This is a genomic window from Thioclava atlantica (assembly GCF_000737065.1).
Taxonomy (GTDB): Bacteria; Pseudomonadota; Alphaproteobacteria; order Rhodobacterales; family Rhodobacteraceae; genus Thioclava; species Thioclava atlantica.
The window spans coordinates 1-23,202 of the sequence record NZ_AQRC01000002.1; the positions used below are offsets into that span (position 1 = coordinate 1).

At 61.5% G+C, this 23,202-nt stretch carries 20 protein-coding genes and 2 pseudogenes; 7 read left to right on the forward strand and 15 right to left on the reverse strand.

The window, feature by feature from the left end:
• The 4 genes and pseudogenes from DW2_RS02570 to istA all read right to left on the reverse strand — a co-directional run.
• Positions 1-312 (reverse strand): transposase (locus tag DW2_RS02570; RefSeq protein WP_051855343.1); only part of this gene is annotated, 312 nt, incomplete at its 3' end.
• Between the two features lie 37 nt (positions 313-349).
• A complete protein-coding gene (locus DW2_RS19285) occupies positions 350-730 on the reverse strand; it encodes an AAA family ATPase (protein ID WP_081874814.1) in 381 nt (126 codons plus the stop codon).
• Between the two features lie 56 nt (positions 731-786).
• A pseudogene (locus tag DW2_RS19290) lies at positions 787-959 on the reverse strand (ATP-binding protein); the annotation flags it as partial.
• Positions 956-2,215: pseudogene (gene istA, locus DW2_RS02575) on the reverse strand (IS21 family transposase); the annotation flags it as partial. The pseudogenes DW2_RS19290 and istA, both read right to left, overlap by 4 nt.
• Positions 2,216-2,346: 131 nt before the next feature.
• Here istA and DW2_RS02580 point away from each other — a divergent pair.
• The 5 genes from DW2_RS02580 to DW2_RS02600 all read left to right on the forward strand — a co-directional run bounded on the left by DW2_RS02580 (position 2,347) and on the right by DW2_RS02600 (position 6,727).
• On the forward strand, positions 2,347-3,450 hold the full coding sequence (locus tag DW2_RS02580; RefSeq protein ID WP_038143557.1) for a DegT/DnrJ/EryC1/StrS family aminotransferase: 1,104 nt from the start codon (positions 2,347-2,349) through the stop codon (positions 3,448-3,450).
• A 19-nt stretch (positions 3,451-3,469) separates the two neighbouring features.
• Complete coding sequence (locus DW2_RS02585) at positions 3,470-4,438, forward strand: glycosyltransferase (protein ID WP_038143560.1); 969 nt, start codon at positions 3,470-3,472, stop codon at positions 4,436-4,438.
• Entirely contained in the window at positions 4,431-5,441 is a 1,011-nt protein-coding gene (locus DW2_RS02590; RefSeq protein ID WP_038143563.1) for a glycosyltransferase family 2 protein, read from the forward strand. Before DW2_RS02585 ends, DW2_RS02590 begins: the two co-directional genes overlap by 8 nt.
• 300 nt (positions 5,442-5,741) lie before the next feature.
• Entirely contained in the window at positions 5,742-6,296 is a 555-nt protein-coding gene (locus DW2_RS02595; protein WP_202900077.1) for a GNAT family N-acetyltransferase, read from the forward strand.
• A complete protein-coding gene (locus tag DW2_RS02600; RefSeq protein WP_051855211.1) occupies positions 6,293-6,727 on the forward strand; it encodes a sugar 3,4-ketoisomerase in 435 nt (144 codons plus the stop codon). Before DW2_RS02595 ends, DW2_RS02600 begins: the two co-directional genes overlap by 4 nt.
• Positions 6,728-7,088: 361 nt before the next feature.
• Here DW2_RS02600 and DW2_RS19295 read toward each other — a convergent pair whose 3' ends face one another.
• From DW2_RS19295 to DW2_RS02655, 11 genes are all read right to left on the reverse strand, one after another.
• A complete protein-coding gene (locus tag DW2_RS19295) occupies positions 7,089-8,330 on the reverse strand; it encodes a glycosyltransferase family 61 protein (protein ID WP_081874815.1) in 1,242 nt (413 codons plus the stop codon).
• Positions 8,331-9,030: 700 nt separating this feature from the next.
• Complete coding sequence (locus DW2_RS02610) at positions 9,031-11,274, reverse strand: nitric oxide reductase activation protein NorD (RefSeq protein WP_038143569.1); 2,244 nt, start codon at positions 11,272-11,274, stop codon at positions 9,031-9,033.
• Entirely contained in the window at positions 11,267-12,064 is a 798-nt protein-coding gene (locus DW2_RS02615) for a CbbQ/NirQ/NorQ/GpvN family protein (protein WP_038143571.1), read from the reverse strand. The genes DW2_RS02610 and DW2_RS02615 overlap by 8 nt, the downstream gene beginning before the upstream one ends.
• A 55-nt stretch (positions 12,065-12,119) precedes the next feature.
• A complete protein-coding gene (locus DW2_RS02620) occupies positions 12,120-13,163 on the reverse strand; it encodes an aliphatic amidase (protein WP_038143574.1) in 1,044 nt (347 codons plus the stop codon).
• 69 nt (positions 13,164-13,232) lie between these two features.
• The gene (gene urtE / locus DW2_RS02625) at positions 13,233-13,925 is read right to left on the reverse strand and encodes an urea ABC transporter ATP-binding subunit UrtE (RefSeq protein WP_038143577.1); all 693 of its coding nucleotides are present in this window, start codon (positions 13,923-13,925) and stop codon (positions 13,233-13,235) included.
• The gene (gene urtD / locus DW2_RS02630) at positions 13,925-14,671 is read right to left on the reverse strand and encodes an urea ABC transporter ATP-binding protein UrtD (RefSeq protein WP_038143580.1); all 747 of its coding nucleotides are present in this window, start codon (positions 14,669-14,671) and stop codon (positions 13,925-13,927) included. The genes urtE and urtD overlap by 1 nt, the downstream gene beginning before the upstream one ends.
• Positions 14,668-15,852: an urea ABC transporter permease subunit UrtC gene (urtC, locus tag DW2_RS02635; protein WP_081874816.1), complete on the reverse strand. Its 1,185-nt coding sequence runs from the start codon at positions 15,850-15,852 to the stop codon at positions 14,668-14,670. The genes urtD and urtC overlap by 4 nt, the downstream gene beginning before the upstream one ends.
• Positions 15,853-15,855: 3 nt before the next feature.
• Positions 15,856-16,749 carry an urea ABC transporter permease subunit UrtB gene (gene urtB / locus DW2_RS02640; protein WP_038143583.1) on the reverse strand — a complete coding sequence of 298 codons (894 nt, stop codon included), beginning with the start codon at positions 16,747-16,749 and terminating at the stop codon, positions 15,856-15,858.
• A 57-nt stretch (positions 16,750-16,806) separates the two neighbouring features.
• Complete coding sequence (locus DW2_RS02645; RefSeq protein WP_038143584.1) at positions 16,807-18,057, reverse strand: transporter substrate-binding protein; 1,251 nt, start codon at positions 18,055-18,057, stop codon at positions 16,807-16,809.
• 348 nt (positions 18,058-18,405) lie between these two features.
• Positions 18,406-19,014, reverse strand: coding sequence for an ANTAR domain-containing response regulator (locus DW2_RS02650; RefSeq protein WP_038143587.1), 609 nt, complete (start codon positions 19,012-19,014; stop codon positions 18,406-18,408).
• Positions 19,014-20,177: a transporter substrate-binding domain-containing protein gene (locus tag DW2_RS02655; protein ID WP_051855213.1), complete on the reverse strand. Its 1,164-nt coding sequence runs from the start codon at positions 20,175-20,177 to the stop codon at positions 19,014-19,016. Before DW2_RS02655 ends, DW2_RS02650 begins: the two co-directional genes overlap by 1 nt.
• A 574-nt stretch (positions 20,178-20,751) precedes the next feature.
• Here DW2_RS02655 and DW2_RS02660 point away from each other — a divergent pair.
• Positions 20,752-22,083 (forward strand): purine-cytosine permease family protein, encoded by a 1,332-nt coding sequence (locus DW2_RS02660; RefSeq protein ID WP_038143590.1) that lies wholly within the window; start codon positions 20,752-20,754, stop codon positions 22,081-22,083.
• A gap of 68 nt (positions 22,084-22,151) precedes the next feature.
• The gene (locus DW2_RS02665; RefSeq protein WP_038143592.1) at positions 22,152-23,171 is read left to right on the forward strand and encodes an alpha/beta fold hydrolase; all 1,020 of its coding nucleotides are present in this window, start codon (positions 22,152-22,154) and stop codon (positions 23,169-23,171) included.
• Positions 23,172-23,202 lie beyond the last annotated feature (31 nt).

Here is a 23,202-nt window from a genome sequence, read left to right on the forward strand (position 1 = left end):
TGCGATGCCGGGAGCGGGAGCCATCCACTCCATCAATGGCGGACAAGCCTCGCCCTTTTTTAGGATGTCGCGCTCCTCCGTCACTCTCAGGAGCTCACACTTGAGCCGACGGATCTCGGCATCCTTCTCCGCGTCGCCAGTCGACGCTTTCGAGAACTTCTTCTTCCAGGAGTAGAGGGAGTATTGGCTCACGCCCAAGCGCTCGGCTACCTCCCTGACCGGGTAACCCCTCTCCGTGATCTGCGCGACCGCATCTCGCTTGAAATCGTCGCTGAACGCGGGTCGCTGCTCATCATGGCCTCCTTGCCTCAAAATTAGCAAAGAAGGCGTCTAAGAAACGCGGGGGTATTCAATTGCCACCTCGAGGACCAGAAACTCGTCTTGCCCCAAAATACTCGCTTCTGACAAGACCTTCAGCCCGCCAACGCTTTTCCCATGATATGTAATCTCCATTTGTTTCCCGATAAGTTTCAGGAAGCTCTATTTCCAGCTTGACGCGGATTTCTTTAGCTCTCTGGTTCGGTTTATTGAATACATTGTGATCCACATCAAAGTCCAGCAGCTCAGCAAAATCTGTCCTTCCGTTGAAGAACAGGTTCAGTGCCCTCAAGATATTCGATTTTCCCGAGTCATTTTTTCCCACCAGCACAGACAACTCCCCCGGGGATACCGTTATGTTTCGGGCCGAGCGAAAGTTCTTGATTTCGATCTTGGTTATTTTTAGTCCCATTACGCCCACTTTAATATGCCGAACCTATCCGCAATCGCTGACGAGGTTCTCTTTGTCCGCCGTTCGCGGTCGATCAGTTCGAGTTCCACCAGCCGGGCCAGGAAGCGAACGTGGTCCTGTCCCTCCGCAGCGCACTGGCGCGCGAGCTTGTCGTATTCCCTCGAGGCAAGGTCGGCAGCTTCAGTGTCTTCAGATGATGGGCGAGCAGGAGGTCAGGCGCGTCGGTCATCGGGCCTCCTCCGAGATCAGGCACATGTAGCTGGCCGCCGAGGTCTTTCCGACCTCGGCCCGTGGCAGGTAGGGATAGACGTCGAGATCGAGCTTCGGAGGTCGCTTCTCGACCTGACACAGCACCAGGTGCTTGACGGCGTCGAAGCCGATGGCCCCCATACGCAGGGCCGTCTTCACGGCGGCATGCAGGTCATCGATCTCGAAGGCCTCCAGCAGGCGCAGGACCTGAACGAACTCACGCCGCCCCGCCTTGAGCATGCGCGCCTCCATCAGGCGGCGCAGGGTTGCGAACTCGGGCGGCAGCTCCCAGCCCGTCAGCGGCGCGGCCTGGTCGAGCGCGTTGATCTTCTTCTCGATCAGCGGGAGGTAGTGGACCGGATCGAAGACGACATCCTCGCGCTCATAGCTGCGCGGATGACGGGCGATGAGATCGCCGCCGCAGCCAATCGCCACCTCGTCGACATAGCCGCGCAGCCAGACATCGCGGTGGCCGTAGGCGACCGGCACCGAATAGTCGTTGGTCTTGTAGCGCACCAGCGCCTGCGAGGTGACCCGCCCGCTCGCCTGATCGCAGGCATCGAAAGGGGCTGGCGGCAGCGCCGACATCACCTCGAGATCCCGGTCAAGGCGCGTGCCGATCGTCTCGGTATGGCCGCGCAGAACATCGCCCTGACGCTTGCGGCATTGTTCTTCCAGCGAGGCGTTGAAGGCCTCCCAGGAGGGGAAGCGCGGCACCGGCACCATGAAGTTGCGCCGGGCATAGCCGACCAGCCCCTCGACGCTGCCTTTGTCATTGCCCTTGCCGGGGCGGTCATAGCGGTCACGGAACAGGTAATGTGACAGGAACCCGCTGAACAGCCTGGCCCGCTTGCGGGTGCCGTCCGGAAGGATCTGTGCCACCAGGCACCTGTCGTTGTCGTAGAGCACCGACACCGGCACCCGACCGAAGAAGCCGAACGCGTGAACATGCCCGTCGACCCAGGCCTCGGAGGTTGCTGCCGGATAGGCCCGGATGTAACAGGCATCGCTGTGCGGCAGGTCGAAGGCGAAGAAATGCGCCTTCTGCTCGACGCCATCAATGATGACCATCGCCTCGCCGAAGTCGGCCTGGGCGTGCCCCGGCGCATGGGCCAGCGGCACGAACAACTCGCGACCACGCCGGTCATGCTCGCGAATGTAATCCTTCACGATCGTGTAGCCGCCGGTGAAGCCGTGTTCCTCCCGCAGCCGTTCGAACACACGCTTGGCGGTGTGGGCGCTAACCATCTGGTTGCATTTCACCGCCCATGCGTCCATCTAGGGCTCGTGATGCTTGCCCCCTTGAGTACCGGGCGCGTGTGTCCAGAGCCCATGCATTCCATGGTTTTATAGATAGACGGTCTCATATGGCGCAAATCCCGTTTCTTGATCTCCGCGCGAGCTATCTGGCGCTACAGGCAGACATTGATGCTGCGGTGGCGCGGGTGCTCGACAGTGGATGGTATATACAAGGCCCCGAAGTCGAAGATTTCGAGACCGCCTATGCCAGTTATTGTGACGTGTCGCATTGCGTTGGCGTCGCCAGCGGTCTGGACGCGCTCATCCTCGCGCTGCGGGCGCTGGATATCAAAGCGGGCGATGAGGTGATCGTGCCATCGCATACTTTCATCGCGACGTGGCTTGCGGTTTCGGCGGTGGGGGCAACTCCGATTCCGGTGGAACCGGATTTGCACAGCTACAACATCGATCCTGCCCGCATCAGACTCGCGATCACCTCGAAGACACGCGCGATCATTGCCGTGCACCTCTATGGGCAGCCGGCCGACCTCGATCCGATCCTCGCTATCGCGCGAGAGCACAAACTGGCTTTGGTGGAGGACGCCGCGCAGGCTCACGGTTCGGCGTACAAGAAGCGGCGCATCGGTGCGCATGGCGATGTCGCGTGTTGGAGCTTCTACCCTGGCAAGAATCTTGGTGCATTGGGTGATGGTGGAGCGATCACGACCGATCGGGCCGACATCGCCGAGCGGGTTCGCACCCTCGGCAACTATGGCTCGAAGCAGAAGTATGTAAACGAGGAGCAAGGCACCAACAGCCGGCTCGATCCGCTACAAGCGGCGATTCTGTCCGTCAAGCTCGCGCATCTAGAAGCATGGACGGAGAGACGCCGCCGCATCGCCGAGCGCTATAGCAGCGGCCTGCAAGGTGTCATCAAGCCCCATGTCCCTGACTGGGCCGACCCCGCGTGGCATCTCTACGTGATCCGGCATCCCGAGCGCGACAGGCTGATGAGCAAGCTGGCTGAAGAGGGTATCCATACGTTGGTACACTACCCGATTGCCCCCCATCGGCAGACGGCTTTTGCCAACCTCGGCTACGCCCAAGGCGCCTTTCCAGTGGCTGAACGTCTCGCGGATGATCTGCTCAGTCTGCCGATCGGCCCGCATATGCCGCAAGAGCATCAGGATCGCGTGATCGACGCGGTGAACCGACACGTTTCTGCGATGTAGAAGCGCCCGAGGGTCGTGAATGGCACCGATATCACTTTCTTATATCCTGCTCACCTACAACCAGCGCGACACGGTGGGTGCAGCTGTCCGCAGTGCGTTGGCGCAGGACGTGCATGCCATGGATATCGTTATTTCGGATGACTGCTCGTCGGACGGTACGTTCGACGAGATCGAAGCCGCGGTTGCCAACTATCAGGGGCCGCACCGGTTGGTTCTGAACCGCAACCCCGAAAATCTGGGGCTTGCCGGAAATCTCGACAAGGCCCACCAACTCAGTACGGGCGAGGTGATCATTGCGGCGGCGGGTGACGACATCTCCTACCCCCATCGCAGCCAACGAATCCTGGATGCCTTTGTTGCGAACGATCCGCTTCTTGTTTGTTCCTACGCCAAGGTCATCGGTCCGGACGGATCGGAGGTGCCGGGAGATTTCAGGACGGCCCTGTTCTACAAGAACTGGGATCTCGAGCGTGCCGCCAGATCGAAAGCGCTCTATATCGGGGCTACCGGAGCGTGGCATCGCAGCCTGTACAGCAGCTACGGGCCCATCGATCCGGAATCCTATGAGGATCTCGTATTGGGCTTTCGGGCAGCCCTGGAGGCCCGGGTCACGACTATCGACGAAGAGCTGGTACAATACAGACTGGGGACCGGGATCACCAGTTCTGCCGGTTATCATACGGATATTGCCGCGTTTGAGAGACAGCGCAAGAAACGCTTTGTCGCGCAGCAGGCTGTCATGCGGCAAAGGATCAAGGATGCGAGGCATTTCGGCCTTGATGAGCGTTCTGCGATACTGCGCATCTTGCGCAAGGAGCAGATGAAGGCGACACTTCGCCTCTCCTATTATGAGGACAGAAACGGAGAGTTTCGGCGGCAGTGGATGGCTCACCCGTTGCTGGGTGTCACCATATGGCGTTCGGAGCGACGCAGGAGGCGCAAAATGATGCGCCAGATGCAACTGCAAACGGCGCAGGATCATGGCTGAAATCACCGTTCTCCTGCCGATCCACAACGGTGCCGTCTATCTGGATGAGACGCTGCAATCGCTGCGAAGACAGAGCTTCGCGAACTTCGAGGTGCTGTGCATTGATGACTGTTCCACGGATGACAGTGCGCAGATCGTGCATCTCCACGCGAAAGAAGACAGCCGGTTCATTTACCTGCACACTGGGACGAACCTTGGGAGCGCGCCGAAGGCCGTAAATTTTGCCGCTCCAAAGGCATCTGGGCAGTGGTTTGTCTACAGTTCGCAAGACGACCTGTTCTCTGAGGACTGGCTGGAGAAGATGCATGCCCGAGCCCTCCGCACCGGTGCGGACGCGGTGTTGCCGGATGTCCTCTTCTATCACGCCGACGGCACCGAGGATCGCAAGATCGTCGGATATCACAACGACCGGTCTGCGATCATCTCCGGAAGAGACGCTTTCGTTGCATCACTTGACTGGAGCATATCCGGGAATGCCCTGTGGCCGATATCCTTTCTCAAGGGTCGGGGATTTGACGACTTCGGGGCCTTCGCAGACGAATATACCGTGCGCCGCTTCTTTTTGGGCTGCAGCAAGGTCGCCTTTTGTGACGGGGTGTTCTATTATCGGCAAGACAACGCAGCGGCGATCACCAAAAGGCCGAGCAAAGGGCTGCTGGACGTGCCCGACACGTGTCTGCGCCTGTGGTACATGATCGTGGACAATGAGTTCGGGGCGGATGTGCATGGACCGTTTGCACTGCGCACGGTGCGCGCCGCCATTCGCGCTCAGGCCCTGCTTGTCAATAACCCTGACCTGTCCGTCAACGCGCATCGTGTTGAAGACACCTGGCATTCGATGCATTCGTCCGCGCGCTTCCAGGCGTCTCTGGCCTCTGTCGCGGCGCACCCGAAGCATAGGATGCGCGCGCTGATATACCGCCCGGCGGCGCGTTCCCTCATGTGGTTTCGTACCCTTGCCTCTATCTCGGCGTTTTTCTCGCGCAGGAGGCGAGCAAAGTAGAGCCCTTCAATCATGAGCGTTCAGGCCTTGTTCCACTTGTGGCGAGTGGCGCAGGCATCGTAAATTCGCCGCCCTTGATCTGCATCTGGCGCCATGTGGTGTCACGTCGCCGCCGAAATGAAACAAGAACTAGGACTGCCTGAGGATGGCTCGGAACCTTGCCCAATTCGACGTCAACGCAAGCCTGATCGACCTGCGTTTCGTCTCCGCCCCGCGAGGCGATTCGACTTTCGGTGAGGACATTCGACACGTCCCGTTTGACATTCGGCGCGAACCTGCCAACTCGATCGAGGTGCGGTTGTGAGCAGCATATTTGCTCCTCAGGAAGTGGTCGGCCCCCGTCTGAAGCTGCGCTTGGTTGCGCCCCGCGATGCCGACTACATCCACGGCCTCCGCACTGCCCCGGCTTACAATGCCCACCTCTCTGCCGTTTCCGGCACCGCTGAGGACCAGCGCCGTTGGATCGAGGCCTACAAGGCCCGCGAGGCGGAAGGGGTGGAGTTTTACTATATCATCGCGAGACGCGATGATGGCCGACGTTGCGGCGTGGTGCGGCTCTATGACATCGAAGGCGATCATTTTACCTGGGGCAGCTGGATCCTTGATGCGAACAAGCCGCAGAAGGCGGCATTGGAGAGCGCAGTGCTGATCTATCAGATCGGTTTTGACCACCTTGGCCTTTCTCGGGCGGTCTTCGACGTGCGCCGAGAAAACGAACGTACGCTCGCATTTCACCGTCGGTTCGGTGCTTCAGAAACCGGTGGCGACGACGAGAATCTCTATTTCGATTACCCGCGGGCGCGTCACGAAGCTGATCTCGGACGTCATCTTGCAATTCTGGAGGAAACAGAATGAACGATTCCCATGTTTCCCGTTTGAAAGGGTCGGTTCGTCTGATCGACTTGCCACAGATTCGTGATCCCCGTGGCGATTTGACCTTTGTCGAAGGTGGTAATCACATCCCGTTCGATATTCGGCGCGTCTATTATCTCTATAATGTTCCCGTTGACGCCGAGCGTGGCGGTCATGCGCATAGGGATCTCGAACAGATCGTTTTCGCGCTCTCCGGAAGTTTCCGTATGAGGATCGACGACGGTGAAACCAAGTCGGAATATTGGCTGCGAGACCCGAGAAAGGGGCTCTACATCAGCCGGATGATCTGGCGAGAAATGGACAGCTTCAGCCAAGGTGCCGTGTGCATGGTGCTCGCCTCGCATCGTTACGACGAGGCGGATTATTACCGCGACTACGATGAGTTTCTCGCCGCGGTCCGCGGACGGGGCTGATATCGCCCTCCCTTTTCTCGACCTCGTCTTTGCATAACGCGAGATGTAAGCCGCGTTTGGTGCTGCCGTTTCGCGGGTTCGGCCTGCCACTGGTCTTGCCTTCAGCCGCGACCGGCACCCGGTTAGTGTTGGCGGGCCCGGTCCCGGCCTTGCGGCAGATCTCCGCAACACGACGTGCCTTCCTCGTCCTACTTGTGAAGGAACGCCTGTCTCGCGCTTCCGAGAGCTTCGATACCTTCATCGTTCTCAACTCCTCCCCAGTCAGGAGAGCTTAGCTGAAAACCCGAGTTTCAAACGATCCAGGTTTCAAGGGGGCAGAACATACTCGCCGCTGGAGGAAAAATTCCGTGGCAGGTCAACATCAGAGCGGTGTAGTTTTATCCAGCAACATGTCGAGATGCTGGCAAAATACATCAACCGGAAGAGTGTAAGAGGCACAAAAAGCCTGCATGCTATTGGTGATGGGACTGTCGGCCTCGACGAAGCAATACGTCATATTGACGCCTGACACATGGGCGAGGTTGGAGAAGAAACATGCTCCGGCGTACTCCCGCAGTGCCCATACGAGGCTTTGGCTGCCGGGGTGCATAAAAAGGGTGTTCGCAAACGCGGCTCCGGTTGGACCAACCACATAATCTGCGTTATGCATCAGTTGAACTTGATCACGGAAACTGAGCTTCTCCAGATATACGGGTTCGAAACCTCGCTTCTCCGCCTCCGCGATGATTTCCGCCTGATTATACATTCGGTTGCTCAGCGGGCGCGCAAGGAACACTCGCTTTGGGCCCTCATTAGTGCGGGATATGTTCAATTTTTGAAGTATATTTTTCCTGAGCAAACGCATCACATCAATATTCTGAACGTAATTGCGCGGTTCAGGCCATTTACCGTCCTGGGTATTAATGGGGCCGGCTACTTGCGGCGGAATATATACGAGATCGCCTATTTCGTAGAGCTGCGCGTTTTGCACAGGCACCACATCTCGATCGCCACGACAAAGATCTAGAGTGTCTTTGAATGAGGGGATTTCGAGCGCTGTTTCCGGCACCAGCAGCGGATAATCATCATACGCACCGGGAAGATTTCGGGACAAAAGCACAGTAGGGAGAATCTCGGCCAACCAGTGGTACCAGTTGGAATTTCCCTGCGCGAATGCACACACGCCCTTCTCAATTCTCTTCGAACTTCCGTTTCTCAGGGCAACCCGAAAATCTTGCACGATGCAAGGTTCATGTTCGTTGTGAAAATAGACTTGGTTCAGATTTTCATAAATATCCCTGGGAACCAAAGCATTAATTCCATGCCGAAAAATGGAAGAGCCGGGTTTTCCTTCGATGTTCTCGAACACAAGGGGCGTGACGGGCGGCAGGGTTGTCGTCTCCAGCTCTTTGGTGCTGCCCAAAGGTTTCGGCCGGGCTACTTCGCTTCTCGATTCCGGGAAAATCGGAGTCACGAGATTGGCCGGATGGTGTTCCAGGTTCTTTATTTCATAACCGGTGTAACCTACCGCACGCATCCCCAGGGCGGACAATCGCGCCGTGACAGTCGGGGCATTCACGCGTCGCATCAGTCGCTTGATCACACTGCGTCGAATGTCCGTCACGAGCTATCTCCAAATTTCCGCGCCAGGCATCGATATGAACGCACGATCAATGCTGTGGCAGGTCCTCAGGCACGACCACATATACCAAACAACTTATAGCTGAAAGCCCGGCTCTTCTTGCTGCCTACAGATTTGCGGGACAGGTCAGTTCCATCAGGGTGGTGGAGTTTCCGAAATGGCTCAGGGTCACGCTGCTTTTTACGGCAATAGTGGGAATGGAGGCGAACTCTTCCTTGTCACAGGTGGCAAGGAATTGAAGACTCGATCGAGAAGATCTCGACGACATCGGCGCGATGTTTCACTTCCTTGTCGAGGCGCTCGGCTGGATTACGTGGGTGTAGGCCGATGCGATTCTGACTGAGATGGGCTTGCAGGCCTGAAGACCATGTTCGCTGGGGTCCATCACGGCGGGAAATCCAGGCAGGCGTGGCCGCAAACGGTCTGGCACCTTTCGTCAGGGTTCACCGGAATGGCACGGCCGGAACGCCGTATCATCTGGGTCGCTCGAATTGTTCCTCGAGCCCATCCGCCGAGATTGACGTCCCGCATCCACCAGCGATTATTGTGAACGCCTCCGACGATGCCATCGGAGGGGCTCCGTCGGAGCGTCTGCAGGATCTCTGCTCCGCCCAGATCGCCCCCCCTGCGATCTCGGCCGCGTGCAAGCCCCGTGACAGCCGAGCCCCTTCGCCCCCGGCACCTACCGCGTGAGCCGGAAATACAGCGATACCAGCTTGTCGGGAAGCGCCGCCAACCGTTCGACCTGAACGAAGCCGCTGCGTCCGAAAATCGCTGACTGCTGTTCCTTGTTGTGGCTCCCGAGGCCGACGCAGAAGACGTCGATCCCGATCGCAGCGAGGCTTCTGACCGCGCGCCGCGCGTCGTGGAGGAGGTATTCGGGATCGGGACAGTCGATGTCGGAGGGCTCGCCATCGGTGATGAGAAGCAAAAGGCGGCGATGGCGGGGCACCTGCGCCAGTTCCTGTCCCGCGTGCCGAAGCGCGGCGCCGAGCCTCGTCGAATAGCCCGGACGCAACCCGGACAGGGCGGCGCCCGCGCGGTCGTCGAGGGGCGCGGCGAAACTCTTGATCGGAACGAAGCGCACGTCTTCCCTACCCACGGAGGAAAACGCGTTGATCGCGAACGGGTCGCCCATCTCGTTCATCGCATGCGCCAGCACCGCCGCGGCGTCCCGCTCAAGCGCGAGGATGCTGCGACCGGCATCCTCCGCGCCTTCCGCGGTGGATTGCGAGATGTCGAGCAACAGGCTCACGGCGAGATCGCGCGTGGGAGGCGCCTGGCGTTCATAGATCCGATGATCGGGGAACTCCCCGGCGCGCAGGGCGGTCGCCGCCTCGATACAGGCATCGAGATCCAGAACCTCGCCTTCGGCCTGGCGCTTTTCTCGCCGGGCGCGCCCGATCTGGGCCGACCGGATCAAGCCGGAGACGCGCGAGAGAAGCGGGCCCTGCTCCTGGCGCAGGTTCTCCCAGAAACGCGCGTCGCCGGGAGCGGGCCTGTACTCCCTCAGCATCGTCCAGTTCGGCCGGTCGCGCCCGATCGCATAGTCATATTCGGGGTAGGTCGCGATCATGCGGCCCTCTTCGCGATCCTCGGAAACGGCGGCGCGTTTCTCGATCTTTTCACTCTGCGAAGCGTCCTGCCTTGGCGGATGCGTGGTCGGTGTGGGCGCTGGTTCGGACCGGCGCAGCTTGACCAGATCGACCTTCACTTCCAGCGTTTGCGCCTCGTCCGGCGAAGGCTCGTCGAGCGCCCACAGCCCGAGATTATCGTCACGATAGGCGGGTTGGACCACGTAATCCTTCGCATTGAACTGCACCCGGAGCTGGCCGAGATCATTGCCGAGCAGATTGCCGATCTCGCGGCTCAGGCCCGGATCGTCCCAGCGGTGCCGCGCCTCGAAGAACATCCGGCGTCCCTTGGTCACCCAGCCATCCTCATCGGCGAAATCGGGATCGATGAGGGCCCGGGACAGACGGGCGAACAAGCTCGGCGCGGTGGGCAGCCCCCCGGGCCGCGCGACATGGAAGCCTTTCCAGAGCCTTTGCAGGCCCGGCATGTCCTGCGCCGCCAGTTGTTCGACCCGCGCGTCCTCGATCAGGGAGACGACCGCCATTTGCAGCGGCTTGAGCTGGCCGATCTCGAACCGTCGCGGGGTGAAACGCAGATGCGCGGAGATATGGGCCAAAGCCGCGCGAAAGAGCGGCTCCGCCTCGCCGCGATAGCCGGGAAAGCTGGGCGGGACGAGGACCACGCCGCCCGCGAAAGACGCGCGCCTGACGGCTCCTCCCTGCCCTGCGGGCGGCGCGGCGCGAAGCGGTGGGCTGCTGCCGGAAATCGCCGTGAGATAGGCGCGTAGCCGACGCTCGCAATCGTAAAAGCTCTGATCGCCCGTCGCATGTTCGAGCGAGCGCAGCGCCTCCTCCGTGCGCAGGGCGAAATAGGCGGCGCGCTTCCCGGCATCGCCGCCCGCGGAACGATGCCCGGTCGCGACCCAGTCCTCGAGCGCCTCTTGCGACAGCCGAGAGATGAGCCGCTCCATGTTGCCGAGAAGCAGGTCCACCGATTCCGGGGCTTGCGTCACAAGTCGCCGCATCATCCCCGACCAGGATGCGAAATCCCGCGCCTCGAACTTGCGCGACACGACCTCCGCAACGGTGCAGAGGCGTTCCGCGGCCCGGGGCGATACGCGTATCGCGCAGCTTGAGACGATACCGGCAAGGGCAGCGGTCGCGTCCGCCCCGACGCGCGGAGCCAGGAGCGCCGAGCTTCGCTCGAATGCGAGCGGCACCGACCGTCCGTACCCTGCCCCGCGCAGACGGTCTCGCGCCCCGAGCCAACCGGTGATCTCGGCCTCGGTGAACGCGGCACCGATCGCGGCAGGCAGGTCGTCGGATCGCCCCCTGGCGAGAGTATCAGGCATGGGCGGCCACGACCGCGTCGAGCGCTGCGCGCATATCGGGATCGTCCGTGATCGGCACGATCAGCGCGTGATGGCAGGCGTCGGTCAGCGACATGCCCGCATTCATCAGCCGCCCGGCATGGATCAGCATCCGGGTCGATGCGCCCTCCTCCAGCCCCTGCCCGCGCAGATGGCGCGATTTCTCGCCGATACGGACCAGCATATCGGCCGCGGCCTGCGCGATCCCGGCTTCGGCTGCGACGATGGAGGCTTCGATCGCGGCTGCGGGATAGGTGAAATCGACGGCGCTGAAACGCTGCTTGGTGGATTCCTTGAGATCCTTCAGCACGCTCTGGTAGCCCGGATTGTAGGAGATCACGAGCTGGAAATCCGGGTGGGCGTGAACCAGTTCGCCCTTCTTTTCCAAGGACAGGATGCGGCGGTCATCGGTCAGCGAATGGATCACGACGGTCGTGTCCTGTCGCGCCTCGACCACCTCGTCGAGATAGCAGATCGCGCCATGTCGCACCGCCATGGTCAGCGGCCCGTCCTGCCAATGGGTGCCCTCGGGCCCGAGCAGGTAGCGCCCCACGAGATCCGATGCGGTCATGTCCTCGTGGCACGACACGGTGACCAGGGGCTTGCCCAGCCGCCACGCCATATGCTCGACGAAACGGGTCTTGCCGCAGCCGGTCGGCCCCTTGAGCATCACCGGAAGCCGCGCGCCATAGGCCGCCTCGTAGAAGGCGATCTCACTGCCGCCGGGGTGATAGGCGGGCTCTTCGCTCAGCCTGTATTGGTCAATGGTCATCGGATGTCCTCTTGATCGGACGGCCGGCGGGGTGCCCCCGCCGGCCGGTGGCCCCTCAGCGGTGGGAGGCGTCTTCCTTTTCGTTCGGGATCCCGTCGATCGGGCATTCCGAGGTGCCCACGGTCGGGCGCGTGATCGCCTCGACCATCTCGCGGGTGCCTTCGGGGTCTTCGGCCCATTTCGTGTAGAAATCATAGGGGCATTCGGCCAGGCCCTTGTCGCCATCGCCCGAATTGATCATTCCCGTATAGCCGCGATGGACCAGTTTGAAGAGGTGGTTCTGGCTTTGCATGTTCTGGCGCGCGTCGCGAATGCCGGAAACCGAAAGCTGCGCGTACTGGATGCCGTATTCCTCTTCGCCGCATTCGCCGAGCGTGCGCCCGTCGAACCCGACGATGGCGGAATGACCGAAATAGGAATAGACGCCGTCGAAGCCGGCCGCGTTGGCCACCGCGACATAGCAGTTGTTGGCCCAGGCCATCGCCTTCGACATGATCACCTGCTGATCCTTGGCCGGGTACATGTAGCCCTGGCAGCGGATGATCAGCTCGGCCCCCTTCATCGCGCAGTCGCGCCAGATCTCGGGGTAGTTGCCGTCATCGCAGATGATGAGGCTCATCTTCATGCCCTTGGGGCCTTCGGAGACATAGGTGCAGTTGCCCGGATACCAGCCCTCGATCGGAACCCAGGGCATGATCTTGCGGTATTTCTGGACGATCTCGCCCTTGTTGTTCATCAGGATCAGTGTGTTGTAGGGTGCCTTCTTGGGGTGCTCCTCGTGGCGCTCGCCGGTCAGCGAGAACACGCCCCAGACATTCGCCTCGCGGCAGGCGGCTGCGAAGATCTCGGTCTCTTCGCCCGGCACCGAGGAGGCGGTCTCGTACATCTCGGTCTCGTCATACATGATGCCGTGGGTCGAATATTCGGGGAAGATCACCAGATCCATGCCCGGCAAGCCCTTCTTCATGCCCTTGAGCATGTCGGCGATCTTGTGGCAGTTCTCCAGAACCTCGGCCTTGGTGTGAAGCCGCGGCATCTTGTAGTTGACGACGGCCACGCCCACGGTGTCGGCGCTGCTCGAAATATCTCCATGATACATGTTGTTACCTCTGCTGTTGGTAGGTTGGTTGGACCGCCCCGATCCAGGCCGGGACGGCGGTGATTGGGATCAGATCGCCATGTGCCGGGTGACGGTCTCCTCGGTGAGCGAGGCGATCGCGCCATCGGCCACGACCCGGCCATTCTCGAGCATCGCGAAGTCATGCGCGGCGCGGCGGGCAAAGCCGACATTCTGCTCGACGAGGATGATGGTCAGCCCGAGCTCGGTATTGAGCCGGATGATGATGTCCTCGATCTGCTCGACGATATTGGGCTGGATGCCCTCGGTCGGCTCGTCCATCAGCAGAACTTTCGGCTCTGCCGCGAGCGCGCGCGCGATCGCCAGCTGTTGTTGCTGCCCGCCCGACAGGACGCCGCCGGGACGGTCGAGATTGTCCATAAGATAGGGGAAGATCTTCGGGACGATCTCGGGGATCGCGCGCGGCCCCTTGGCCGCGAACCCACCCATCAGGATGTTTTCGCGGATCGTGAAATCGGGGATGATCATCCGGCCCTGAGGGACATAGGCGATCCCGGCCTTGGCGCGCCGATAGGTGGGCTGGGCCGCGAGATCCTCACCCTCGAGACGGATCGCCCCGCTTTGCCGGTCGGTCAGGCCGAGGATGGAGCGCAGGAGCGTGGTCTTGCCCACCCCGTTGCGCCCGAGCACCGCGAGGATCGTCCCTGCGCGGGCGGTGACGGAGACATCATGCAGCGCCTGGCTGCGGCCATAGAAGCTGTCGAGATTGGTAAGCGTGAGCATCAGTGGATCCCCCCCGAGCCGAGATAGGCCTCGCGCACCTTCGGATCGGTCTCGATCCGCTCCATCGGACCCTCGGCCAGCAGCTTGCCCATATGCATGACGGTGATCCGCTCGGCGATCTCGCGCACGAAGGCCATGTCATGTTCGACAACCAGAATCGTGTGACTGCCCTTCATCTCGTTGATGATCTCGGCGGTGCGGAAGGTTTCGGCGCCGGTCATGCCCGCGGTCGGTTCGTCGAGCAGGATCACCTTGGCCTGCTGGGTTATCAGCATCCCCAGTTCGAGCCATTGCATCTGGCCGTGCGACAATTCCCCCGCGATCGTGCCCAGAACCGGGCCGAGCCGGGTCAGCTCGATCACATCCTCGACCCGGGCGCGATCCTCGCCGGCCATATGCAGGCGCAGGTTGCGAAACACGCCCGGATCGCCCGAAGCCGCGACTTCGAGGTTCTGGCGCACCGTGAGATCCCGAAACACGCTGGGGATCTGGAATTTCCGCCCGACCCCGTGACGCGAGATGATATGTTCGGGGCGGTTGGTGATGTTTTCGCCAAACAGGTGGACATCGCCGGCGGTCGAGGCGGTCTTGCCGCTGATCAGGTCCATCAGCGTGGTCTTGCCCGCACCGTTGGGACCCAGGATTACCCGCAATTCTCCCTCGTTCACGACCGTGGTGAACCCGTCGACGGCCTTGAACCCGCCGAAATCCACCGTCAGCCCGTCAATCGTCAGCGCTGCCGTCATGCCTGCCTCCTGTTGGCTGCCGCCGTCGCGGTTTGCGTGCCCTCGTCGACGCGCTTGCGCTGGATCCGCGCGACCAGATCGCGGGCGATCCCGGCCAGACCGTTGGGCATGTAGAGAACGACGAAGATGAAGACCCCGCCGATGATCAGCTTCCACGCTTCCTTGAAGATCTCGGTCTCGCTCGCGGTGGCCTCGACCGTGTTGATCAGGATCGCCCCGATACAGGCGCCGATCAGCGAATTGCGCCCGCCCACCGCGGCCCAGACCACCATCGAGATCGAGAAGCCGATATCCATGAAGCTGGGCGAGGCGAATTCGGCCGCGACCACGTAAAGCAGCCCCGCGAAGCCCGCGATCCCGGCCGAGATCGTGAAGAAGAAGATCTGGTAGGCGGCGACGTCATAGCCCAGATAGCGGGCCCGGGTCGGATCATCTCGGGTCGATTGCAGGATCAGCCCGGCGCGGGTCGAGACCAGCCAGCGCCCCAAGAGCAGCACCACCGAGAGCGATCCCGCCACGACGTAATAGGTCTCGACCATGTAGGGGTCGAACTCGAACCCGCTGATCGTCAACCAGCCCAGATCGGTCAGCCCGTTGAACCCGTTGGTGATCGGCTGCGCGTCGATGATCAGGAGCCGCACCAGCAGCACCAGCGCCAGCGTGATGATCGCGACATAGACGCCCGACACCCGCAGCCGGAAGATCGAGGAGGAGAGAATGAAGGCCACGATCAGCGGAACGACGATCGCCATCGCCAGCCCGAACCATTGCGCCTGGAACGGGATCCACAGGAACGAGCCCTTGTTGATGCAGCACAGATCGGTGACCGCACCGGGTTCCGCGTTCCAGAGCATGAAATCGGGCACCGGCTTGTCCGAGCCCTGCTGCAGGCTCGTCGCGCTCATCAGCTTGAGCGACATCGCCGTCATGTAGGCGCCGAGGCCGAAGAACAGCCCCTGCCCCAGATTGAGGATCCCGGCATAGCCCCAGGACAGCGCGATCGCGATCCCGAGCATCCCGAAGACGAGGTATTTCGCGATCCGGTTCAGCCAGAACACGTCGTCGACGACCAGCGGCAGTCCCAGCACGATCGCGATGAAGAGCGCATAGATGGCCCAGTCGGCGGCACGTTCGAAGCGGCGCACGGCCCCGCTGTTGGTGGAGGTCTCTTGCACAGTCATCACTTACCTCGACTTGAAGGAGAACAGGCCGCGCGGGCGCCACAGGATCAGGCCGATGACCACCGCAAAGACCACCGCGCGGGCGATGATGTCGTTCGACAGAAGCGCGACGACGCCGTTGATCTGGCCCAGAATTCCCGCCGCCAACACGGTCCCGAGCAGGCTGCCCACGCCGCCCACCACGACGACGAGGAACCCGTCCACCACGACCGAGGCGCCCATCTCGGGCATCACCGTCTTGAACCCGGCCAGCAGCACGCCCGCGACCCCGGCCAGCCCCGAGCCATAGGCGAAGGTCAGCGCGGAGACCCGGCGCACGTCGATCCCGCACGCGGCGGCGATCTGAGGATTGCGCATGATCGCGCGCACCTGCGCGCCCATCGGGGTGCGATACATCAGCCACCAGGTCAGCCCCGTCAGGAGCAGCGTCACCACGATGATGAAGCTGCGATAGGGCTGAAGGGTGAAGCCCGCGATATCGACCGGCTGGGTGAGGAAGGCGGGCACCGCCATGTTCTGGAGCCCGGACCCGAGCCCCTCGACATGGATCCCGAAAAAGCTCAGGCCGAATTCCAGCCGTACCAGTTGCTGGAGCACGATCGCCACGCCCCAGGTCGCCAGCAACGTGTCGATGATCCGTCCGTAAAGCCTTCGGATCAAGACCCGCTCGATCAAGAGGCCCAGCAGACCCGAGGTCACGAAGGCCAGCGGCAGCGCGAAGAACAGGTTCAGCCCGAGATGGATCCCCGCCAGCACCGCGGTATAGGCGCCGATCATGACCAGCTCGCCATGGGCCATGTTGATCACGCCCATCGCGCCATAGGTGATCGACAGGCCGAGCGCGACCAGCAACAGGATCGAGGAGAGCGACAGGCCGATGAAGATGATATCCGACATGAGATTTCCCGCCTTGGTCAGGCGGGCACCGGGCCGGTCCCCGGTGCCCGGATTGCGTCAAAGCTTGGCCGTGTCGAGACCCGTGCCCTTGCAGAACAGGTTGTCGGGCGTCTCGCCATAGGCGACATAGGGCAGCGGCTCGATCGGCTCCTTGTATTCGTCGATGATCGTGCCCTGCCCGTCCGCCCCCCACTGCGCGATGCGCGGCGTGAGATAGGTATGGAGGTTTTCGGGATCGACCGTGACGGTACCGTTGGGCGCCTCGAAGACCTGGCCCTTGATGCCTTCGCGCACCGCGTCGGCCGAGATGTCGCCGGCCTTCTCGACCGCCTGTTTCCACAGATAGACCTGGAAATAGCTGCTCTCGAGCGCGTGATGGGTCACCGCGTTGGGATCGTTCACGTATTTCCGGTAGCGCTCGATGAAGGCACGGTTGCGATCGGTGTCGATGGCCTGGAAATAGGGGAAGGACGTGTAGCTGCCGACGGCGAATTCCGGCCCCATCGCGGCGATCTCGATCTCCGAGGTGACCGTCGCGCAGATCGGGAGCTTGTCATGCGTCAGGCCCTGGTTCTTGAACTCGCGATAGAAGGCCACGACGGAATCGCCCACCACGTTCGACAGAACGACATCGCAACCGCTTTCCTTGATCTTGGAGACCATCGCGCCCCATTCGGAATGGCCCAGCTCGAGATACTCGTCGGCGATCCACTCGCCGCCATGCTGCTCGATCAGGATCTTCGAGACCTTGGCCATTTCGCGCGGATAGATGTAGTTCGAGCCGACGATGAAGAATTTCTTCTTGCCCAGCGTGTTGATGATCCAGGGGATGAAGTTCGACAGCTGCTGGTTCGGCACGGCGCCGGTGTAGACGACGTTCTTCGAACACTCGAAACCCTCGTAATAGGTCGGGTAGAAATAGAGGCTGTTGCGCTTCTCGAAGACCGGCAGCACCGCCTTGCGGCTCGCCGAGGTGTAGGAGCCGAACACGGTCTGCAACCGGTCGCGGATCACCAGTTTCGAGGCTTTCTCATTGAAGGTCTTCGGGTCGGAAGCGCCATCCTCGAGGATCGGCTTGATCGTCATCCCGTTGACGCCGCCCGCGGCGTTGATCTCGTCGATCGCCATCATCGTCGCGTCGGCGAGCGATTTCTCGATGATCGACAGACCGCCGGTCAGAGAGAACAGGATGCCGACCTCGATCTCGCCCGAGGCGCGGGCCGCGCCGGCATAAAGCGACGGGCCAAGCGCGGCAGCCGCGCCGAAAGCCGTGGATTGCTTGAGGAAATTTCTGCGGTTCGTTTTCATGAAGATCTCCCGTGTTGGCTGGTTTTGTTGATTGGCGGACATGCGCAGGCAGAGCCCGTGTGGCCGCGAGTGTGTGTGTGTGATCGAGATGAGGGGTGCCCGGGACGGGCCGAGACGGCCCGGACAAGGCTGGGGAGGAGGCTCCGCGACGCGGATCTCGACTGGCGTCGTTGCCATTCAGTGCCGCCGGAAATCCGGCGGAGCCGCGCGCCCCTTGGGGCGATCGCAAGCATCGGCGCGACCTTGCGCCGACCTGAAAACCAAAAAAGCCCGCCAAGACACGTTGGTGTCTAGAGCGGGCTTTCTTTGCCGTCCTGACGGGCAACATTGGCCGTCAAGGTGATTCGACTATACATCATCGTAACGCGATGACAACAATTCGTTTGCATTGATGATCGCCACGGCCATTTCCTCTACGGAAATCCGTTTCCCCATCGCCTGCGCCCGGATGATCCCATATGCCTCGCGTTCGGAAATCTTGTGCATTTCCATGAGGATGGACTTGGCCTTCGCGATCTTCTTCTGACCGGAAATCTTCTTTTCCATCTTCGCGAGCCTGTCGTGGAACTCCTCCGCCTGCATCCAGTTCTGCCGCGCCACGACGAGGTTCGTCAGCATCCCGAAGGTCCGCACGGGCTTGGACAGGACGGCGAAGGCATTGAGATCGAGCACCAGTTCGATCATCGCCGGGTTCTCGTAATTCACCACGCAGATCACGGTCGCGCCGGGCTTTTCGGATTTCTTCATCATGGCGCTGAGCGCTTCATGGGTCTCGAAGAACACACCCGCGAAAACGACATCCGTGCCCGATGGCAGCGCCTTGGCCGGCGGCCACATCAGTTCGGCGCGACAGCCGATCCGCTTGAGCTGATCCATCAGGGCCTTGCCGTCAGCGTCCGGAGGATGAACCACCATCACCGTCAGGTCGCGCAGATCCTTGAGACGCAAACGAGCCATTACTGCGTGCTCCCCCGGGTCCCGGTCCGGGGCGCCGCCAACTGAAACTCCTTATCGTATTCAATGAGATACGGGTCTGGCTTCACGGGTGCGGCCGCTTCGCGGACGATCTCGAACTGACCGTTTTCGCCCACGACCGCAACGCGCGGCCAGAGGCTGGTATGATGGGTCGCCTCCTCGACCTGCACCGCGCCCTGGGGCGCCTCGTAGCTGAAGGTGGGCAGGCTGCGCAGCACGCTGTCGCGATCCGTGGCCCCTGCGCGGCGCACGGCCTCGGCGAAGAGATGAACCTGGAAATACGCCGCCTCCGTGCCCGCCGAAATCGGGTGATCCGGGCCGAAGCGGCGGTGATAGGCGGCGACGAAGCGCAGGTTCGCCTCGGTCTTGAGAACGCTGAAATAGGGGGCTGCGGTCACATTGCCGATCGACGCGTCCTTCCCAACTTCCAGCAATTCGGGCTCGCCCGTCGTCAGGCTCGCGATCGGCTGCACGCTCCGGTCGAACCCCGCACGGTCATAGGCCTGGTAGAACCGCACCGAGCCCTCGCCGACCACGGTCGAGAAAACGACCGCCGGCCCCGCCGCCTTGATCCGGGCAATCGCGCGTTCGATATAGTCCTCGTTATGGCGCAGCGGGATATAGACTTCATCGAGCACCTGCGCGCCGCGATGCAACAGAAGATCGCGCATGATCCTGTTGGATTCATAGGGAAAAACGTAGTTCGACCCAACGAAGACGAAACGGTCGCCATAGGTGTCCGTGAGGTAATCGGCAAGCCAGCGCGAATTCTGGTTCGGCGCGGCACCGGAATAGACGCAGCTGCTGGAAAACTCGAACCCCTCGTAGAGCGTGGGATAGAACAGAAGCGCGCGCCGCTGCTCGACCACCGGCAGGACCGCCTTGCGGGTCGAGGACATGTAGCAGCCGAAGATCGTGGTCGCACCGACATCGATGAGGCGCTCCGCTTCGCTCTTGAACCGCACCGGATCGGAGGCGGGGTCGCTATCCTCGATCAGGATCTCCCGGCCGTCGATGCCGCCCGCATCGTTGATTTCCTCGACCGCCAGCATCGCGGCCTGGCGTTGCGTGCGCTCGATGACGGAGGTGACACCGGTTTGGGAAAAAAGGAGGCCAATTGTGACCGGCTCGGGGTGAAAAGCCATAAATCGGGTTCCATCTCTGAAGACGAGCCTCCCGTTTTCGGGGAAGCCGAAGGACCGATCACACAAGACTCAAATAGCAAACGACATGTATTGCGGCAAGCGCAACCGCTCGCGAAGCCGTGAGATCCGCATAATGCCGTCCGGATTTGCCTTTTTATTCAGAGACAAGCACGGGTAACGCGCAAAACATTTGCATATTGAAACGAATCACCGCATCGTCGTTGACGTTACGTTCAATGAAGAACGTGACGCTTGGCACAGAAAGCCCCTTACGCACCCGCTCCGGCGGTATGTCGTAAGGGGCTTTCTGCGTTTTCGGACCCGGCTCTTTGCCGCTCAAGGGGAGATAACGACGACCCAGACCCGCCGCGGGCTCCGCCTGCAAGTTTGCTGAGATCAGTCCAACCGATCACAAATGAAGGCAGTTTTCATCTGCCGCTGATCCTCGTCTCCCCCGAAACCGACCCGGCGAAACACATTCGTCACCGTTTGCCCCCCGGCAAGCGCCCGGCTTTGGCATGCCAAGGCCAACCAACGAAAAAAGAAGAACCGTCACAACAGCGAGGTACATGTCATGGCTACGACGGAAAAGTCACTCGAGCCCGAAGCGCTCGAACATCTCGAAGAAGAACTCGATCACGCGCTCGGCGAGGAATACGAACACGAACCCGTTCCCGCCAGGGCGCGGCGGAGCATGTTCTCCGTGACGATGGTCTGGATGGGTTTCCCGATGATCATCACCGGCGCGATGACCGGCTCGATCCTCGTGCTCGGCATGGGGTTCTCGGCCGCGCTCAAGGCGATGATCATCGGCAATCTGATCATGCTGCTCTATGTCGGGCTGCTCGGGCAGCTCGGTGCGCGCAAGGGGATGAATTTCGCCCTGCTCGCCAGCATCGTCTTCGGCCGCAAGGGCTATGTCTTCGCCTCCGGCCTGCTCTCGACGCTGCTTCTGGGCTGGTACGCGGTGCAGACCGGGATCACCGGCGCATTGGTCAGTTCCACCTATGAGCTCAATTACGTCGTGATGACGCTGATCGCGGGCGCGCTCTATATCGGCATCACCTTCGTCGGCGTGAAAGGCCTGCACCTGATCGGCATGATCTCGGTTCCGCTCTTCGTCATTCTCGGCCTGTGGGTCGTGGGCGATGCGGCCGCCACCACCAGCTGGGATGCGATCATGGCCTATCCGGGCAATAACGGCGCGGCGACGATGACGATGGGCGTTGGGCTGACCGTCGTGATCGCGCTCTTCATCGACGCGGGCACGGTGAGCGCGGATTTCAACCGCTGGGCCAAGGACGAGAAAAGCTCCTGGGTCGCGACCTTCAGCGCCTTCCCCTTCGCCAATCTCGCCGCGATGCTGGTGGGCGGGATCATGACCGCCGCGCTGGCCGTGCCCGATGCCAACCCCTTCGGCACCGACAACATGTTCGGCTACATGAACGCGCAGCAGATGACCTGGCTCAGCGTCCTGGCCTTCCTGTTCCTCTATGTGAACCTCGGCTCGGTCTGCGCGCATTGCCTCTATAACGCGGCGACCGGCTGGTCGCGCATCCTGCGCAGCCATATGCGTCTCTTCGCGGTCATCCTCGGCGCGATCGGCATCGTCATCGCGGCCACCAATGTCTGGGCCTTCTTCATCCAGTGGCTGTCGCTTCTGGGCATTCTGGTGCCGCCGATCGGCGCGATCATCCTCGTGGACCAGTATCTGGTGCGCAAGAATTCCGAGATCGACCGCGACTGGCGCGGCGAGGCGTTCATCGCCTGGGGCTGCGGCTCCGCCGTCGCCTTCATCGTGGAATGGTACCTGCCCCACCTGTCGACCGCGATTTCCGCGGGTCTCGTGGGGGGCGGCGCCTATTACGTGATAAGCTCGCTGCAGGCGAAGCGCGTCACCGCCTGACCCTACCGGCCGATCTTCGGAGCGCCGCGCGAACCGCCGCGGCGCTCCCCCTACCCTGAGGAAAAGACATGACCCAAGACTACGAGATCTTCGAGCTCGGCACGTTCAGGTTCCAGTGCGGCCTCGCGCTGCCCGACTGCAAGCTCGCCTACAAGACCTATGGCACGCTCAACGCGGCCAAGGACAACGTGATCGTCTACCCGACCTGGTATTCGGGCCAGCACTACGACAATGAATGGCTGATCGGGCCGGGCATGGCGCTCGATCCCGAGAAATACTTCATCATCATTCCCAACATGTTCGGCAACGGGCTGTCCTCGTCGCCCTCGAACACGCCCGAGCCCTACAATGCCGACCGGTTCCCGAACGTGACCGCCTATGACAACGTCAAGGCGCAGCACCGGCTGGTGACCGAGAAACTCGGCATCGAGAAGATCCGCATGGTCACCGGCTGGTCGATGGGCGCGCTGCAGACCTTCCACTGGGGGGCGATGTATCCCGACATGATGGATCTGATCGCGCCGTTCTGCGGTTCGGCCAAATGCTCGCGCCACAACTACGTCTTCCTCGAAGGGGTGAAGGCCGCGCTGCGCGCCGATGCCGCATGGGAGAACGGCCGCTACACCTCGAAGCCCGAGAAGGGCCTGCGCGCGGTCGGCCGGGTCTATGCGGGCTGGGGCCTGTCGCAAAGCTTCTACCGCGAGGAGCTCGACCTCAAGGCATTGGGCTATGCCTCGCTCGAGGATTTCCTGATCGGGTTCTGGGAAGGGTTCTTCCTGCCCAAGGACGCCAACAACCTGCTGACGATGGCCTGGACCTGGCAGAACGGCGACCTGAGCGCGAACGAGATCTATAACGGGGATTTCAAGGCCGCTCTGGGGGCGATCAAGGCCAAGGCCTATGTGATGCCCGGCCAGACCGATCTCTATTTCCCGCCCGAGGACAGCCAGATCGAGGTCGCCAACATGCCCAATGCGCAATACGTGCCGATCCCCTCGATCTGGGGGCATTTCGCGGGCGGTCCGGGCACCAATCCCGACGATGTCAAATTCGTCGATGACAAGCTCAAGGAGCTTCTCGCCTCCTGAGCACATCGAGACCCGCAACGGTTCGACCCCA